The sequence below is a fragment of the Pseudomonas sp. c313 genome (assembly GCF_055407145.1).
Genome location: NZ_JBUZRD010000008.1, coordinates 198,458 through 214,434, shown reverse-complemented (window position 1 = coordinate 214,434; position 15,977 = coordinate 198,458). Strand labels below are relative to the sequence as shown.

The window sequence follows — 15,977 nt, the reverse complement described above, 5'->3', positions numbered from 1 at the left end:
TTCCTTCACGCGTCAGTCGCCCCAATATGGGGGTGGGCAAGACGGTCTACAAGGGTGAAGTTAAAACTGGCGTTATCGCCTGGCTTTCGAGCCGGATTGACCCACTCTGAAAGAGCCGCCTTCATCCGGAATCTGGCTATTGCGCACAAAAAAAATTTCGGCGCAGCTTTCACTGCGCCGAAATTAACTCAAATCGATGACAGGGAGCTATAGGACTGCGAAGGTGCCTTGCGCTTTTGCGACCAGTTTTTCGTCCTGGTACACGTCAGCCTCAACCACCAACGTGCGCCGGCCTGGGTGAATAACCCGGGCGGTGCACAGCACGTCGCCGTCTGAAACGGCCCGGATGTAGTTGATTTTGCACTCGATGGTCGCGCTCTGCTGGTCGAAACCATGGGCGCTGGAACAAGCCAGCCCCATGGCAATGTCCACCAGGCTGAAAATAGCCCCGCCATGGAGCTTGCCAGCGCGGTTGCGCAGCTGCGGTTCCAGGGTCATGGCCACTTCGGCAACGCCCTGGTCCAGGCGTTGCAGGCGGCAGCCGATCAGTTCACTGAATGCGCTGTGGGTCAAACCGGCTGGCAATTCCATTAGCGCTTCTTCAGTTGTTTGGCGTTGGCGAACAGCGACGCCATGGCGTTATTGGCCGGGGCTTCGGTGGCGGTTTCCTTGCGCGGTGCCGTATTTTGAGAGCGGTTTTGCGACTGGCGAGGCGCCGAGCCTGGGCGTGCGCCACGGGCACCGTCGATTTTCTCGCCGGGGGTGTCGCTCATGCGCATCGACAGGCCCACGCGTTTGCGCGGGATGTCGACTTCCATGACCTTGACCTTGACCACGTCACCGGCTTTCACCGCTTCGCGAGGGTCCTTGATGAACTTCTCGGAAAGCGCCGAGATATGCACCAAACCGTCCTGATGCACGCCGATATCCACAAACGCGCCGAAGTTGGTCACGTTGGTCACCACGCCTTCGAGGATCATCCCCAGTTGGAGGTCCTTGAGGTCTTCGACGCCTTCCTGGAACTCGGCGGTCTTGAACTCGGGACGTGGGTCGCGGCCCGGCTTTTCCAGCTCTTGCAGGATGTCGGTGATGGTCGGCACGCCGAAGGTTTCGTCGGTGTACTTTTTCGGGTCCAGGCGCTTGAGGAACGTGGCGTCGCCAATCAGCGAGCGGATGTCGCGATCGGTTTCAGCGGCGATCCGTTGCACCAGCGGATAGGCTTCCGGGTGGACGGCCGAGGAGTCCAGCGGATTGTCACCGTTCATCACGCGCAGGAAGCCGGCGGCCTGCTCGAAGGTTTTTTCGCCAAGGCGTGCGACCTTTTTCAGCGCTGCACGGGTCTTGAAGGCACCGTTTTCGTCGCGGTGGGTGACGATGTTCTGCGCCAGGGTAGCGTTGAGGCCGGAGATCCGGGCCAGCAGCGCCACGGAAGCGGTGTTTACATCGACACCGACGGCGTTCACGCAATCCTCCACCACCGCGTCCAGGCCTCGCGCCAGTTTCAGCTGCGACACGTCGTGCTGGTACTGGCCGACACCGATGGATTTAGGGTCGATTTTCACCAGCTCGGCCAATGGGTCCTGCAAGCGGCGAGCAATCGATACCGCGCCACGGATCGTCACGTCGAGGTCCGGGAATTCCTTGGAAGCCAGTTCCGAGGCCGAGTACACCGACGCGCCCGCCTCAGAGACCATGACCTTGGTCATCTTCATGCTTGGGTACTTTTTGATCAGCTCGGCGGCAAGCTTGTCAGTTTCACGGCTGGCAGTGCCGTTGCCGATGGCGATCAGGTCCACCGAGTGTTTGGCACACAAGGCGGCGAGGATGGCGATGGTCTGGTCCCACTTGTTGTGGGGCACGTGCGGATAGACCGTGGCGTGGTCGAGCATCTTGCCGGTGGCATCCACCACAGCGACCTTGCAACCGGTGCGCAGGCCCGGGTCCAGGCCCAGAGTGGCGCGCGGGCCGGCCGGTGCAGCCAGCAGCAGGTCATGCAGGTTGTGGGCAAATACGTTGATCGCCTCGGTTTCGGCGCCGTCGCGCAACTCGCCCAGCAGGTCGGTTTCCAGGTGAGTATAGAGCTTGACCTTCCAGGTCCAGCGCACGACTTCACCGAGCCACTTGTCCGCAGGACGATTCTGATTCTGGATGCCAAATTGTTGACCGATCATGCCTTCGCACGGGTGCATGGTGCCCGGCAGCTCGTCGCCGACTTTAAGCGCGGAGCTGAGAATGCCTTCGTTGCGCCCACGGAAAATCGCCAGAGCGCGGTGGGACGGCATGCTCTTGAGCGGCTCGTCGTGTTCGAAATAATCGCGGAACTTGGAGCCTTCCTCTTCCTTGCCGGCGATGACTCGGGCACTGAGGACGGCTTCCTGTTTCAGGTAGCTGCGCAGTTTTTCCAGCAGATTGGCGTCTTCGGCGAAGCGCTCCATGAGGATGTACTTGGCGCCTTCGAGGGCAGCCTTGACGTCGGCGATACCTTTTTCGGCGTCGACAAAGCGTGCAGCTTCGCTTTCCGGGGCCAGGGACGGGTCGTTGAACAGACCGTCGGCCAAGTCGCCGAGGCCAGCTTCCAGGGCGATCTGGCCCTTGGTGCGGCGCTTCTGCTTGTACGGCAGGTACAAGTCTTCGAGGCGGGTCTTGGTGTCGGCGAGCTTGATGTCGCGCTCCAATTGCGGGGTCAGCTTGCCCTGCTCCTGGATGCTGGCAAGGATGCTGATGCGCCGTTCGTCGAGTTCTCGCAGGTAGCGCAGGCGTTCTTCCAGATGCCGCAACTGGATGTCATCGAGGCTGCCGGTCACTTCTTTACGGTAACGGGCGATGAAGGGCACTGTGGAGCCTTCATCCAGTAGAGCGACGGCCGCTTCGACCTGTTGTGGGCGTACACCGAGTTCCTCGGCGATGCGGCTGTTGATGCTGTCCATAAAACCACCTGAAATTCTGAAAGCAGCTCGCAGGCCCGGAGAACAAGGCCCTTTGAGACTGGTTGAGCGGCCCGACTGGCGCCGCTGCCTGGGTCAAGAGGCAGCCTATTGACCCTCGAAATCGGAAAATCACTGCGTACCTGTGAAAAAAACGGCATGCAGCAAACGGTAAAGATCTGAATTTTCCCTGCACAAAGGCGGCGCAGTATAACCAGCGTTCTGCCGTTGGGGGGATTGCGCGGGATGTTGAAGGGCGCAGGTTCACTGGCAGTAGAGGAAAAATCTGCTAACAATGCACACGGTGCGTATAACGGCAGCTACGCCATAATGCGCACCGAGATAAGAGGAGCATCTAATGAGCAGCACTGCACAAACTGCTGAAGGCGAAAAAATTCTCATCGTTGATGACGATCCAGGGCTGAGCAGCCTGCTGGAGCGGTTCTTCAACTCCAAGGGCTACCGCGCCCGATCGGTGCCCAATACCGAGCAGATGGACCGCCTGCTGGGGCGCGAAGTATTCAACCTGGTCGTACTCGACCTGATGCTGCCCGGAGAAGACGGCCTGACGGCCTGCAAACGCTTGCGCGGCGCGAACAATCAGATTCCGATCATCATGCTGACCGCCAAGGGCGATGAGCTGAGCCGCATCAAGGGGCTCGAACTGGGCGCCGACGATTATCTGGCCAAGCCGTTCAACCCTGATGAGCTCATGGCTCGGGTCAAGGCGGTATTGCGTCGCCAGGCCGCTCCAGTGCCGGGCGCCCCGGGCAGTGAAGACGAAAGCGTCACCTTTGGCGACTACGAGCTGTCCCTGGCGACCCGTGAGCTCAAGCGTGGCGACGAAGTCCACATGCTCACCACCGGCGAATTCGCTGTGCTCAAGGCGCTGGTGATGAATGCACGTCAGCCATTGACCCGCGACAAACTGATGAACCTGGCCCGTGGCCGCGAGTGGGACGCTCTGGAGCGCTCCATTGACGTGCAGATTTCCCGTCTGCGCCGCATGATCGAACCAGACCCGTCCAAGCCGCGTTATATCCAGACGGTGTGGGGTGTGGGTTACGTATTTGTGCCGGATGGCACTGCGACCAAGTGACCAATGATTTGCAGGTGCGGGTATTTCGGTATTTGATCCCTTGAGGGTCAGCCGGATGCCCGGCGTCTGCAATTCTGCGAGCCCTTCTCGCTCCTGCAAGGTGTCTAGCTGTCTTCTATGAAAACCCCGCTGTGGTTCCCGCAAAGCTTTTTTTCTCGCACCCTTTGGCTGGTGCTGATCGTCGTACTGTTTTCCAAGGCACTGACACTGGTTTATCTATTGATGAACGAAGACGTGCTGGTGGACCGGCAGTACAGCCACGGTGTCGCTCTGACCTTGCGTGCCTATTGGGCCGCAGACCCCGAGAATCGCGAGAAGATCGCCAAGGCCGCGACGCTGACCCGAGTGGTGGGCGCTGGTGTACCGGAAGGGGAGCAGCATTGGCCCTACAGTGAAATCTATCAACGCCAGATGCAGGCTGAACTGGGTGAAGACACCGAGGTGCGGCTGCGCATGCATGTGTCTCCCGCGCTATGGGTGCGGGCTCCGAGCCTGGGGGATGGCTGGCTGAAAGTGCCGCTGTATCCGCATCCATTGCGGGGGCAGAAAATCTGGAACGTACTGGGCTGGTTCCTCGCCATCGGTTTGCTGTCTACCGCGTCGGCGTGGATTTTCGTTCGTCAGTTGAACCAGCCGCTCAAGCGCCTGGTGTTTGCTGCCCGACAACTGGGGCAGGGGCGTAGCGTGCGCTTGCCCATCAGTGACACCCCCAGCGAAATGACCGAGGTGTACAGCGCGTTCAACCAGATGGCGGAGGACGTCGAACAGGCCGGCCGTGAGCGCGAGTTGATGCTTGCCGGAGTTTCCCATGACTTGCGCACGCCGCTGACGCGACTGCGTCTGTCCCTGGAACTGATGGGCAATCACACTGACCTTACCGACGGCATGGTCCGCGACATCGAAGACATGGACGCCATTCTCGACCAGTTCCTCGCGTTTATCCGCGATGGCCGTGACGAAGTGGTGGAAGAGGTCGATCTGACCGACCTGGTGCGTGAAGTAGTGGCGCCCTACAACCAGAATGGCGAGCAGGTGCGCATGCGCCTGGAGCCGATCCAGCCGTTTGCCTTGCGTCGGGTTTCAATGAAGCGACTGCTGAACAACCTGATCGGCAACGCCCTGCATCACGCTGGCTCAGATGTGGAAGTCGCGGCCTATGTATCGGGCGATACCAATGCGCCTTACGTGGTACTGAGCGTCATGGACCGTGGCGCAGGTATAGACCCGGCGGAGCTGGAGGGCATCTTCAACCCGTTCACCCGTGGCGACCGTGCCCGTGGTGGCAAGGGTACGGGCCTTGGGCTGGCGATCGTCCGGCGGATTGCCTCGATGCACGGCGGCAATGTTGAGCTGCGTAACCGTACCGATGGCGGCCTGGAAGCGCGGGTGCGCTTGCCATTGGGGCTGATGTTGCCCAGGGATGCTGTGTAGGTGCAGCGGTAAGCCTCAAGCTGCAAGAGAAAAGCAGGCTGCTTTTGCTCTTTCTTGCAGCTTATAGCTTGAAGCTTGTAACTGCTCCTCTACCCCTTCCCTTTGGTCCGAGTCATATTCGGCCCGCTATTCTTCTCTAGATGCTGAATGATGATCCCCGCCACATCCTTGTTGGTGGTGGTCTCAATCCCTTCCAGGCCCGGTGACGAGTTCACTTCCATCACCAGCGGCCCGTGGTTGGAACGCAGGATATCCACACCCGCCACACTCAACCCCATGACCTTGGCTGCCCGCAGCGCTGTCATGCGCTCTTCAGGGGTGATTTTGATCAGGCTGGCGCTACCGCCACGGTGCAGGTTGGAGCGAAACTCGCCCGGCTTGGCCTGGCGCTTCATCGCCGCAATCACCTTGTCGCCGACCACGAAGCAGCGGATATCCGCACCGCCGGCTTCCTTGATGTATTCCTGGACCATTATGTTTTGCTTGAGGCCCATGAACGCCTCAATCACCGACTCTGCCGCTGTTGCGGTTTCACACAACACGACGCCGATGCCTTGGGTGCCTTCCAGTACCTTGATCACCAGCGGCGCGCCGTTGACCATTTCGATCAGGTCGGGAATGTCGTCGGGGGAGTGAGCGAACCCGGTCACCGGCAAGCCGATGCCGCGCCGCGACAGCAACTGCAGCGAGCGCAGCTTGTCCCGCGAGCGGGCGATGGCTACCGATTCGTTGAGGGGAAACACCCCCATCATTTCAAATTGGCGCAACACCGCGCAGCCGTAGAACGTCACCGAAGCGCCGATCCGTGGAATCACCGCGTCGAAGCCCTCCAACGGCTTGCCCCGGTAATGGATCTGCGGCTTATGGCTGGCAATGTTCATATAGGCGCGCAACGTATCGATCACCACCATCTCATGGCCACGCTCGGTGCCGGCCTCGACCAGGCGACGGGTGGAATACAGACGCGGGTTACGCGACAGCACAGCGATTTTCATGCAACACCTGTGACAGAAATAGTAGAGGCCGGGAACACCGGCTTGTCTTGAACGTACTTGAACCCGGGATTGACCACCAGTTGGCCGTCAATCAGGGCTTTGGAACCGAGCAGCAGGCGATAGCGCATGGCTTTGCGGCAGGCGAGGGTGAACTCCACCTGCCATACCCGATCACCCAAAGCCAGAGTCGTGCTGATGACATAGCGCACCTGCGCCTGGCCGTTGGAGCTCTTAATGGTTTTCATCGCCACCAGCGGTGCTTCGCAGCGTCGGTGACGCAGTTGCACCACGCTGCCCAGGTGTGCGGTGAACCGCACCCATTTTTCACCGTCGCGCTCAAAGGGCTCGATCTCGGTGGCATGCAGGCTTGAGGTACTGGCGCCGGTGTCGATCTTTGCTCGCAGGCCGGCCACTCCCAAGCCGGGAAGTGCCACCCACTCACGCAGACCCACAACGGTCAAATGGTCAAAAGTCTTCAATATGGGTAACCGGCATTCAGAAATAATTCGCAGTCGTCGAGGACAGTAACGTCCAACTGCTCACGGATTGTGACAATCCCCGAACTGTTACTCAGGGCTCGGGATCGAATTCGCGGTATTCACGCAGAATACTTGGCAAATGGCGACCGTTATCTATCGAGCTTCAGAAATCAGTCGGCTCAATGGAAACTCACAGAAACAGTGTAGTGACTGGCGTATCTTAGGTGAGCCCCGATGTTTATGCGTCGATGGGGTTCGACTGTTCAGTTGCGGCATTTTTCAGAGCGGGGAATTCAAGTGGCTCAAAAGCAGGAAGAGGACGAAAAAGTCCGTTTGGACAAATGGCTGTGGGCGGCGCGCTTCTACAAGACCCGTGCGCTGGCCAAGACCGCTATTGAGAGTGGCAAGGTGCATTGTCGTGGCTTGCGCTGCAAGCCGGGCAAGGAGCCGCGCATGGGTGATGAGTTCCAGATCCGCGTCGGTTTTGATGAGCGTACGGTGGTGGTTCAGGCGCTCTCTATTGTCCGCCGAGGCGCGCCCGAGGCACAGGCGCTGTACGCCGAGACCGAAGCCAGTATCGCCAAGCGCGAGAACGCGGCGGCGATGCGCAAGGCCGGATCACTGGGTGTCAGCACCGATGGCAAACCGAGCAAGAAGCAGCGCCGGGATTTGTTTAAGTTCCGCGGCAGCGGCAACGATGATTAACGGGCTAATCGCCCGAGGCTTCACTTGGCTTGGAACAAACCCGGTTTGTTCATAAACTGTCTCATCTTCGCTTTAAAACGCTTCGTTTTTCAGAGGAGAAATGCACCAAATCGGTGCTAAAACGCATAATTCTAGAAACATCGTCATCAATTCAGATACCCAGACCTATGACTGATCTACCGGATACCGACTTCACCCAACGCTTCATCTTCGACGACAACGACGCCCGCGGCGAACTGGTCGCCTTGGAGCGCAGCTATGCCGAAGTCCTTGCCAAGCACCCCTATCCGGAGCCGGTCGCGCAACTGCTCGGCGAGCTGATGGCCGCGGCCTCGCTGCTGGTCGGTACCTTGAAGTTCGATGGCTTGCTGATCCTGCAGGCCCGTTCCGATGGTCCGATCCCGCTGCTGATGATCGAGTGCTCCAGCGAGCGCGAAATCCGCGGCCTGGCCCGTTACGAAGCCGACCAGATCGCTCCCGACGCCACGCTGGCCGACCTGATGCCCGGCGGCGTGCTGGCCCTCACCGTCGACCCGACCCAGGGCCAGCGTTACCAGGGCATCGTTGACCTGGACGGCGCCGACCTGTCGGAGTGTTTCACCAACTATTTCGTGATGTCCCAGCAAGTGGGCACCCGCTTCTGGCTCAACGCCGACGGCAAGCGCGCCCGTGGCCTGCTGTTGCAGCAACTGCCAGCCGACCGTATCCGCGATGAGGAAGACCGCGCCGCCAGTTGGCAGCACATCACCGCTCTGGCCAGCACCCTGACTGCCGAAGAGTTGCTGGGCCTGGACAACGAAACCGTCCTGCACCGCCTCTACCACGAAGAAACCGTGCGCCTGTTCGACGTGCAGTCTCTGCGTTTTCGCTGCAGCTGTTCCCGCGAGCGCTCGGCCAATGCCTTGGTGAGCCTGGGCCTGGAAGATGCCCAGACTCTGGTGGTAGAACACGGTGGCAATATCGAAATTGATTGCCAATTCTGCAACCAGCGCTACCTGTTCGACGCTGCCGATATCGCCCAATTATTCGCCGGGGCGGGCGTCGATACCCCTTCGGGCACCCACCACTAAAACGTTTAAGCACAGGTAAATCACCTGACAAACGCCGGGTTAGCGCCGTTCTGACGGGAGGGCCCTACTTTTTTTGGGCTTTTCTGGCATAATCCGGCCCACTTTTTCTGCGGTAGTAGTGCGCAACTTTCTACTACAAAACGTTTGGAGCACTCGGCCATAGGCCGACGGGGAACCTCATGACGCAAGCCAATAACGCCGTATACACCGATCTGAGTGTTGACGATCTGGTCAAAGAAGCCCTGCAGCGCGGTGAAGGCGAGCTTGCCGATACTGGCGCGCTGGTCGTACGCACCGGTCACCGTACCGGCCGTTCGCCGGTCGACCGTTTCATCGTTGAAGAGCCTTCCACCCAGGCCGCCATCGCCTGGGGCCCGATCAACCGCAAGTTCCCGGCCGACAAGTTCGACGCCCTGTGGAACCGCGTTGAAGCCTTCATCGGCGAGCGTGAGCGTTTTGTTTCCCACGTGCATGTAGGCTCCGACCCGGCGCACTACCTGCCGGTCAAAATGACCACCGGTACTGCCTGGCACAACCTGTTCGGCCGTTGCCTGTTCATCAACCCTGAAGCTGGCCAGTACAACGCCGGCGGCAAGGGCGAGTGGCAGATCCTCAACGTCCCAGAGTTCGTCTGCGAACCTGAGCGTGACGGCACCAACTCCGACGGCACAGTAATCATCAACTTTGCGGCCAAGAAAGTGCTGATCGCTGGCATGCGCTACGCCGGCGAAATGAAAAAAGCCCTGTTCTCCGTACAAAACTTCCTGCTGCCAGCCGTCGACGTGCTGCCAATGCACTGCGCTGCCAACATGGGCGAAGAAGGCGACGTCACGTTGTTCTTCGGTCTGTCGGGTACCGGTAAAACCACCCTGTCCGCCGACGAAAGCCGCTACCTGATCGGCGACGACGAACACGGCTGGGGCGTTGGCGTGGTCTTCAACATCGAAGGCGGTTGCTATGCCAAGTGCATCGACCTGTCCGAGAAGAACGAGCCGGTGATCTGGAAAGCCATCCAGCACGGCGCCGTACTGGAAAACGTTGTCCTGGATGCCGACAAAAAGGCCGACTACGCCGATGACAGCCTGACCCAGAACAGCCGCGCCGCTTACCCACGCGAGCTGATCGAAAAACGCGCACCGAAAAACCTTGGTGGCGAGCCAAACGCCGTGATCTTCCTGACCTGCGACCTGACCGGCGTACTGCCGCCAGTGTCGATCCTCAGCGAAGAACAAGCGGCCTACCACTTCCTGTCCGGCTACACCGCTTTGGTGGGCTCGACTGAAATGGGTTCGGGCAGCGGCATCAAGTCGACCTTCTCCACCTGCTTTGGCGCACCGTTCTTCCCGCGTCCGGCTGGCGAATACGCAGAACTGCTGATCAAGCGCATCCGCGGCTTCGGCTCCAAGGTCTACCTGGTCAACACCGGCTGGACTGGTGGCGGCTACGGCGTGGGCAAACGCTTCAACATCCCGACCACCCGTGGCGTGATTGCAGCGATCCAGAGCGGCGCGTTGATCGGTGCTGAAACCGAGCACCTCGACACCATCAACCTCGACGTGCCATTGGCCGTGCCGGGTGTTGAGACTGGCTTGTTGAACCCACGTAACACTTGGGCTGACAAGGCTGCTTACGATGAAGCAGCGAAAGCGCTGGCTGGGTTGTTTGTTGAGAACTTCAAGAAGTTTGAAGTGAGCGACGCGATCAAGGCGGCTGGGCCGAAGTTGTAAGATTCGGTAGCTGTTTGAAAAAGCCGCCCCTTGTGGGCGGTTTTTTGTGGGCAAATGATTAGTCGACTAGATGTAAAACCACCGCACCCGCTAGCACCAGTACAACGCCCGTCACCTGCACCGCCGACAGTCGTTCCTTGAAAAACACAAACCCCAAAATCGCCGCGATCCCGCCGGACAGAGTGCTGATCACCGTCACCACTGAAACCGACCCAGCCATCGCGCCCCAGGAAAATGCCGAGAAACCGCCCAGGTTCATCAAGCTCGCCCCGGTCAGCGTTGCGCAGTTTTTTAGCGGTGGGATTTTCAGGCCGTGCCGTAGGACGTCACCAGAGGCGCGACGATGGCCGCTTTGCCCAGTGCGAAGGCCTTGGACAGGGCGAGGGCGCCGGAGACAGTGAGTAAGGCGGCTGCGGCGCCAAGGAGCCAGACGCTCAAGGGCGCGGCGAGGGATTTCAGGAGGAAGGCGGGGAATATGATCAGCAGCAGGGTCATGATCACGAAGCCCAAGGCTTGGCCGAAGTACACCGCGCGTTTGACGCCGACGGCTCGGGCGTTGAGGCCAACGAGAAAGTCCGTGCCACCCCAGAGCAGGGCGGCCAGCAGGCCCATTAGTACGTCCATGTAGGGTCCTTAATTGTAGGCGCGAGCTTGCTCGCGAAGGTCGTTAACGATAACGCGGGCTTCCAGGTTTAACGCGGCGCTCTCAGGTTTTTCGCGAGCAAGCTCGCTCCTACAGGTTTTCCAGGGTTTGCGTGTCCCAGCGTTGAGTCTTGATTGCCAGGTAGAGCATGCCGATGGTCAGCGCGATTTTCTCGCCGCGGCCTTTAGCTCGGTGTTTCAGGAAGACGTCGAAGACGGGAGGTTGGAAGTAACGATAAGCATCGTAGTCGTTCAAGTGGACGGCGAAGTCTTGTTCCAGCGCTTCCATGAACTGTTTGGCTTCGACGCCGTCGCAACCCAGATCGAGATTGATGGCGGTTTCAAGGCGCAGGGTCTTGTGTTCGGGCAAGCCGATTTCTTCGTGCAGCAGTTGCAGGAGCTGCTGCATGGCGGCGTCTTCGGGGAAGTTGGGGGCCAGGTTCATGGTGGGCACGCGAGAGTGGGTGGGGATGACTGACTTTATCGATGGGACTGCGATCCTTCAAACGAAACAAGTCAAATGTGGCTGTTGAGGAGGCGTTCGCTTGACGGCCTCAGCGGTGGTTAGTTGACGATCGAGGGCTAATGCGGCGAACTGATACACCGCTCAAAAATCGCCTCCAGCCCCCGGTAATCACAAGCCACCGCATCAATATTCGCGGGTATCCACGCGGCATTTTTCACCAGCCACCAGTTCACCGAAAACCCGGCATTAACGATGATTTGCTCGAACAGAATCCGCTGCGCCCGGCCATTGCCTTCGCGAAAAGGATGAATGACGTTGAGGTCGCCGTAGGCTTCGGCGATGCGGGACACCAGTTCGCCTTGGCCGAGGCCAATGAACCAGTTGGCCTGTTCCATCTGCCGGATGATTTTTGCCGATTCGGGCGGGATGCGTTCCGGGGTGCAGAACAGGGTGTCGCCTTTCTGAATGTTGACCGTGCGCAGTTCCCCGGCCCATTCGTAGATATCGCCGAACAGGATGCGGTGGATGTGCTGCAGCCGTTCAAGGTCGTAGGGCGGCGGATAGAGGGGGAGGCTGCCGACGGCAATTTCGGACAATTCCCGCTCGGCCTGGTGCAGACGCTCTTCATCAAACAAGTCGAGGCGGTTACGCAGAACGCTGCTACCGGGGTAGCAGTACGGGTCATGGCCCACCCCGTATTTGTCGAGCATCAGCGTGAGGTGTTGCGGTACTTGGCGAGGACGGCTTCGCGGGTCGGCAGGGGTTTGTCGACATCGGCGGGTTGGGTGTCGAACCCTTCCAGGCGCAGGCTAGCCAGGTAGTTGGAACGGCGGATCTTGTGGTAGTGATCCTGCTTTTGCTCAAACGTCAGTTCGCTCATCACAGCGTTCTCCAGGGTGGCAAGGCTAGAGTGTAGCGCAATGCGTCCGGGCGTAGGCGGGATAAAAACCATGTCACATTTTGCATAAATTTCCGGCAAAACCCCTGAATTCAGCGTATGTTCCACCGCGAAATCTTACAGGACGTTTCCGTCCGCATCTTAAAGGGAGTTAAGCATGGGTTTGCTTCGTGTCGCTTCGGCGATGTCATTGTGCGTGGCCGCGTTGTCGGTTCAGGCTGAGCAATTGCCAATTGAAGTGCTCAGTGCGGTGGTCAAGGACCAGAAAATTGACGACGCCGAAGTGCTGCTGCAACGTAACGGCGCGCAGAACGTAGTGGGCCGTACCAACGCTCAGGGCCAAGTCACCCTGACCAGCGAAGCCGCTGATGACGCCAGCAACCTGCTGATCATCAAGAAGCCTGGCTACTCCAACCTGGTGGTCAAGTGCCCGTGCAAGGGCATGACCTATGCCGTAAGCCCAGTGATGGAAAACCTCGACGGCCTGCGCGTGGTGTTGACCTGGGGACGGACGCCATCCGACCTCGATTCCCACATGATCTTCCCTGGCAACAACATCTACTTCCAAAGCAAGACCGGTACCGACGCCGAACTGGATGTGGACGACACTGACAGCTACGGGCCGGAAACCATCACGCTGCAGAAGAAGCATTACGGTGAAAGCTATGTCTACGCCGTGCATGACTTCACCAACCGCGGCAACCCAGGCTCGCGCGAACTGTCCGACAGTGAAGCCAAGGTATTTGTGTACATGGGCCAGTCGCTGGTGCGCACCTACTACGTGCCGCAAAGCCGCAGTGGCAACCTGTGGACCGTGTTCCGCATGACCGGCAGTGGCGATTTCCAGGACATCAACTCCTTCAGCGGCGTAAATGTCGACGCTGAGAACGTACTCAACGAAGTCAAGCCGCTGCTGGATGACAGTGTGGCGGTCGATGCGGTGGTGGTGAGTTCCTCGGCCCAGGGCGATGCGAAGAAGCTGAACACTAAAGGTGAAGCAGCCTACCAGGCCGGTAACCTGGACCAGGCGATTGACTACTTCCGTCAGGCCATTGAGCTGAACAACTCTTACGGTCAAGCCTACGGTAACCTCGGCCTGGCCTATCAGAAAGCCGGCAACACTGCCGAATCGATCTGGGCCAACCGCAAGGCAATTGCCCTGGCCAGCGGTCCTACAGCGGCTACGGTACGTGCGGGCTCCTACTACAACATTGCGCGGATTTATGAAGCGGCCGGGCAGTTCGCCGATGCGTTGCGTCACTACCAGTTGGCCAAGGAGCAGAAGGCCAGTCCGGTGTATGACAAGGCGATCGAGCGGGTGCAGAACCGCTGATCGAGCTGTAACGCAGCGATATCCACAACGCGCCCTTTGGCGCGTTGTTCATTTCTTACGCGGCAAATTGCTTATTCCTGCAACACTTGTCCAATCATCCCGATTCGGCCCAAGGCCACCCCGTACCCTGTGTATTATCTTGTCTCTTTTTTTCTGCGGCCTTTCTCGATTCGCCGAACGTGCTGGGCTATTTTTTCGAGCTGTGTTTTCGAACTATGTTTTTGCCTCGTTCAGCGGTCAATGGAGTGACAGCTTATGCACAACACCCTCCAACAGGTCTTTGGTTATCCACAGTTTCGTTTGGGCCAGGAGGCAGCCGTCAGTGCCGTGCTGGCTGGCCGTTCGGCGGCGGCGATTTTCCCCACCGGCTCCGGCAAGTCTCTTTGTTATCAGCTGTCTGCCGTGTTGTTGCCACACCTGACGTTGGTGGTGTCGCCGCTGCTGGCGCTGATGCAAGACCAACTGGGTTTTTTGCAGCGCCACGGTATCTCGGCCGGCAGTATTGACTCGGCCCAGAGCCGCGATGACGCCAATGACGTAATGGCCCGGGCGCGTTCGGGCGAGCTGAAGATCTTGATGGTTTCCGTGGAACGCTTGAAAAACGAGCGTTTCCGCAATTTCCTGCAAACCGTGCCGATCTCGCTGTTGGTGGTGGACGAGGCTCACTGTATTTCCGAATGGGGCCATAACTTTCGCCCGGACTACTTGAAGCTGCCGGACTACCAGCGCCAGTTCCGCATCCCCCAGGCGTTGCTGTTGACCGCCACGGCGACGCCCAAGGTGATCGCCGACATGCAGGCCAAGTTCGCCATTGCGCCGGAGGATGTGATCACCACGGGCTTCTACCGGCCCAACCTCAATCTGCTGGTGGAGCCCGTCACCGGTCAAGACAAGCGTCGGCACTTGGTGACGTGGATGAAGGAGCGGGCCAATCAGCCGAGCATCGTCTATGTCACCCTGCAAAAAACCGCCGAGCAGATTGCCGAGCATTTGAACCGCAACGGCATCCAGGCCGAGGCTTATCACGCGGGTTTGCCCCACGATAAGCGTGAGGGTATCCAACGACGGTTCATGGGCGGCCAGTCCAATTGCATCGTCGCTACCATCGCCTTCGGCATGGGTATCGACAAGAGCGACATCCGCAACGTCGTGCACTTCGACCTGCCCAAATCCATCGAGAACTACAGCCAGGAAATCGGTCGTGCCGGGCGTGATGGGCAGCCGTCTGACTGTCTGGTTTTGGCTAACCGTGACAGCCTCAATATTTTGGAGAACTTCGTGTACGGCGACACGCCGGAGCAGGAAGGCATTCGCTGTGTACTGGAGGAGTTGCTGGCAGCCCGTGGTGATGGGCAGTGGGAGTTTTTGCTCAGGTCACTTTCGGACCACAGCAACATCCGCGAACTGCCGCTCAAGACCTTGTTGGTGCAGCTCGAGCTCAAGGGCTTGATCGCCCCGCGCTACGCCTTTTACGCTGAGTACCGCTTCAAGTATCTGGTGGAGCCCGAGGCATTGCTTGCGCGTTTTTCCGGCGAGCGGCAGCAGTTTGTCTCGGCGATTATCCAAGTCTGCAAAAGGGCTAAAACCTGGGCGACGGTGGATTTCGACGCGCTCTATCAACAGCATCAAGCCGAGCGAAACAGGGTGGTGACGGCCCTGGATTACTTCCAGGAACAGGGCCTGATCGAGCTGGAAAGCAAGCAGATGACCGAGGTCTACAGCCTGCTCAATACCGATTTTGATCCGCAGGCCCTGAGTGCGCAACTGCACGCCAGCTTCAAACAGCACGAGGCCACGGAGGTTGCGCGGATCCACGCGATGCTGGATCTGTTCGCCACCGATCGCTGCCTGGGCTATCGCCTTGCGCAGTACTTTGGTGACGAAAAAGCGCCCCAGCAGTGCGGACATTGTTCGGTCTGCCACGGTCAGGTCGCGCATTTACCGGAGCCGCCAAGACTGCCGCCACTTGTGGATAAAAACTTCCAGGGGCTGTGCGGCGATTTTATCCACAGGCATCATCAGTACAACGGCCACTTGCCCGGAGCCGAACGGTTGACGCGGTTTTTGTGCGGTATCAGCGTTCCGCTATTTACCAAGCTGAAGGCGAGAGGGATTCCAGGTTTTGCTGCGCTGGAGGAATATCCTTATGCGGCTGTGCGGGAATGGGCCGAGACTCATTTGAATAGCGTGTAAAACCACTTTCCTGAG

Annotated in this window: 14 protein-coding genes and 1 pseudogene; 7 read left to right on the top strand and 8 right to left on the bottom strand. The window is 59.1% G+C overall.

Translation table 11 applies throughout. The annotated features are described in order from the left end of the window. Positions 1–207: 207 nt before the first annotated feature. Together ACZRKZ_RS21050 and ACZRKZ_RS21045 are read right to left on the bottom strand one after the other, a co-directional pair. On the bottom strand, positions 208–591 hold the full coding sequence (locus tag ACZRKZ_RS21050; protein ID WP_149413872.1) for a PaaI family thioesterase: 384 nt from the start codon (positions 589–591) through the stop codon (positions 208–210). Next, a complete protein-coding gene (locus tag ACZRKZ_RS21045; RefSeq protein WP_463982625.1) occupies positions 591–2,927 on the bottom strand; it encodes a Tex family protein in 2,337 nt (778 codons plus the stop codon). The genes ACZRKZ_RS21050 and ACZRKZ_RS21045 overlap by 1 nt, the downstream gene beginning before the upstream one ends. Positions 2,928–3,282: 355 nt before the next feature. On the opposite strand from ACZRKZ_RS21045, the gene ompR reads away from it, so the two are divergent. Next, positions 3,283–4,023: an osmolarity response regulator transcription factor OmpR gene (gene ompR, locus ACZRKZ_RS21040; protein WP_133103043.1), complete on the top strand. Its 741-nt coding sequence runs from the start codon at positions 3,283–3,285 to the stop codon at positions 4,021–4,023. 117 nt (positions 4,024–4,140) lie between these two features. Further along, positions 4,141–5,454, top strand: a complete 1,314-nt coding sequence (locus ACZRKZ_RS21035) for an ATP-binding protein (protein WP_133103044.1) — start codon at positions 4,141–4,143, stop codon at positions 5,452–5,454. 89 nt (positions 5,455–5,543) lie between these two features. On the opposite strand, the gene rimK is transcribed toward ACZRKZ_RS21035, so the two are convergent. Then, positions 5,544–6,449 carry a 30S ribosomal protein S6--L-glutamate ligase gene (gene rimK / locus ACZRKZ_RS21030; RefSeq protein ID WP_038445187.1) on the bottom strand — a complete coding sequence of 302 codons (906 nt, stop codon included), beginning with the start codon at positions 6,447–6,449 and terminating at the stop codon, positions 5,544–5,546. Beyond that, positions 6,446–6,928, bottom strand: a complete 483-nt coding sequence (rimB, locus tag ACZRKZ_RS21025; RefSeq protein ID WP_133103045.1) for a retropepsin-like aspartic endopeptidase RimB — start codon at positions 6,926–6,928, stop codon at positions 6,446–6,448. The genes rimK and rimB overlap by 4 nt, the downstream gene beginning before the upstream one ends. Before the next feature lie 297 nt (positions 6,929–7,225). On the opposite strand from rimB, the gene ACZRKZ_RS21020 reads away from it, so the two are divergent. The 3 genes from ACZRKZ_RS21020 (at position 7,226) to ACZRKZ_RS21010 (ending at position 10,430) form a co-directional block, all read left to right on the top strand. Then, a complete protein-coding gene (locus tag ACZRKZ_RS21020) occupies positions 7,226–7,633 on the top strand; it encodes an RNA-binding S4 domain-containing protein (protein ID WP_463982624.1) in 408 nt (135 codons plus the stop codon). 167 nt (positions 7,634–7,800) lie between these two features. Beyond that, complete coding sequence (gene hslO, locus ACZRKZ_RS21015; protein ID WP_463982623.1) at positions 7,801–8,703, top strand: Hsp33 family molecular chaperone HslO; 903 nt, start codon at positions 7,801–7,803, stop codon at positions 8,701–8,703. A 179-nt stretch (positions 8,704–8,882) separates the two neighbouring features. Further along, positions 8,883–10,430, top strand: a complete 1,548-nt coding sequence (locus tag ACZRKZ_RS21010; protein WP_133103048.1) for a phosphoenolpyruvate carboxykinase — start codon at positions 8,883–8,885, stop codon at positions 10,428–10,430. A gap of 58 nt (positions 10,431–10,488) precedes the next feature. Here ACZRKZ_RS21010 and ACZRKZ_RS21005 read toward each other — a convergent pair. From ACZRKZ_RS21005 to ACZRKZ_RS20990, 4 genes and pseudogenes are all read right to left on the bottom strand, one after another. Then, positions 10,489–11,054, bottom strand: a pseudogene (locus tag ACZRKZ_RS21005) (EamA family transporter). A gap of 109 nt (positions 11,055–11,163) precedes the next feature. Continuing rightward, on the bottom strand, positions 11,164–11,517 hold the full coding sequence (locus tag ACZRKZ_RS21000; RefSeq protein WP_463968933.1) for a DUF1493 family protein: 354 nt from the start codon (positions 11,515–11,517) through the stop codon (positions 11,164–11,166). Between the two features lie 137 nt (positions 11,518–11,654). Further along, positions 11,655–12,248: a putative adenosine monophosphate-protein transferase Fic gene (locus ACZRKZ_RS20995; protein ID WP_463982622.1), complete on the bottom strand. Its 594-nt coding sequence runs from the start codon at positions 12,246–12,248 to the stop codon at positions 11,655–11,657. Next, positions 12,248–12,418, bottom strand: coding sequence for a YhfG family protein (locus ACZRKZ_RS20990; protein ID WP_005783831.1), 171 nt, complete (start codon positions 12,416–12,418; stop codon positions 12,248–12,250). Before ACZRKZ_RS20990 ends, ACZRKZ_RS20995 begins: the two co-directional genes overlap by 1 nt. A 175-nt stretch (positions 12,419–12,593) precedes the next feature. On the opposite strand from ACZRKZ_RS20990, the gene ACZRKZ_RS20985 reads away from it, so the two are divergent. After that, a complete protein-coding gene (locus tag ACZRKZ_RS20985; protein ID WP_463982621.1) occupies positions 12,594–13,769 on the top strand; it encodes a tetratricopeptide repeat protein in 1,176 nt (391 codons plus the stop codon). 255 nt (positions 13,770–14,024) lie between these two features. Further along, positions 14,025–15,962, top strand: coding sequence for a RecQ family ATP-dependent DNA helicase (locus ACZRKZ_RS20980; protein ID WP_463982620.1), 1,938 nt, complete (start codon positions 14,025–14,027; stop codon positions 15,960–15,962). The last annotated feature ends 15 nt before the right edge of the window (positions 15,963–15,977 follow it).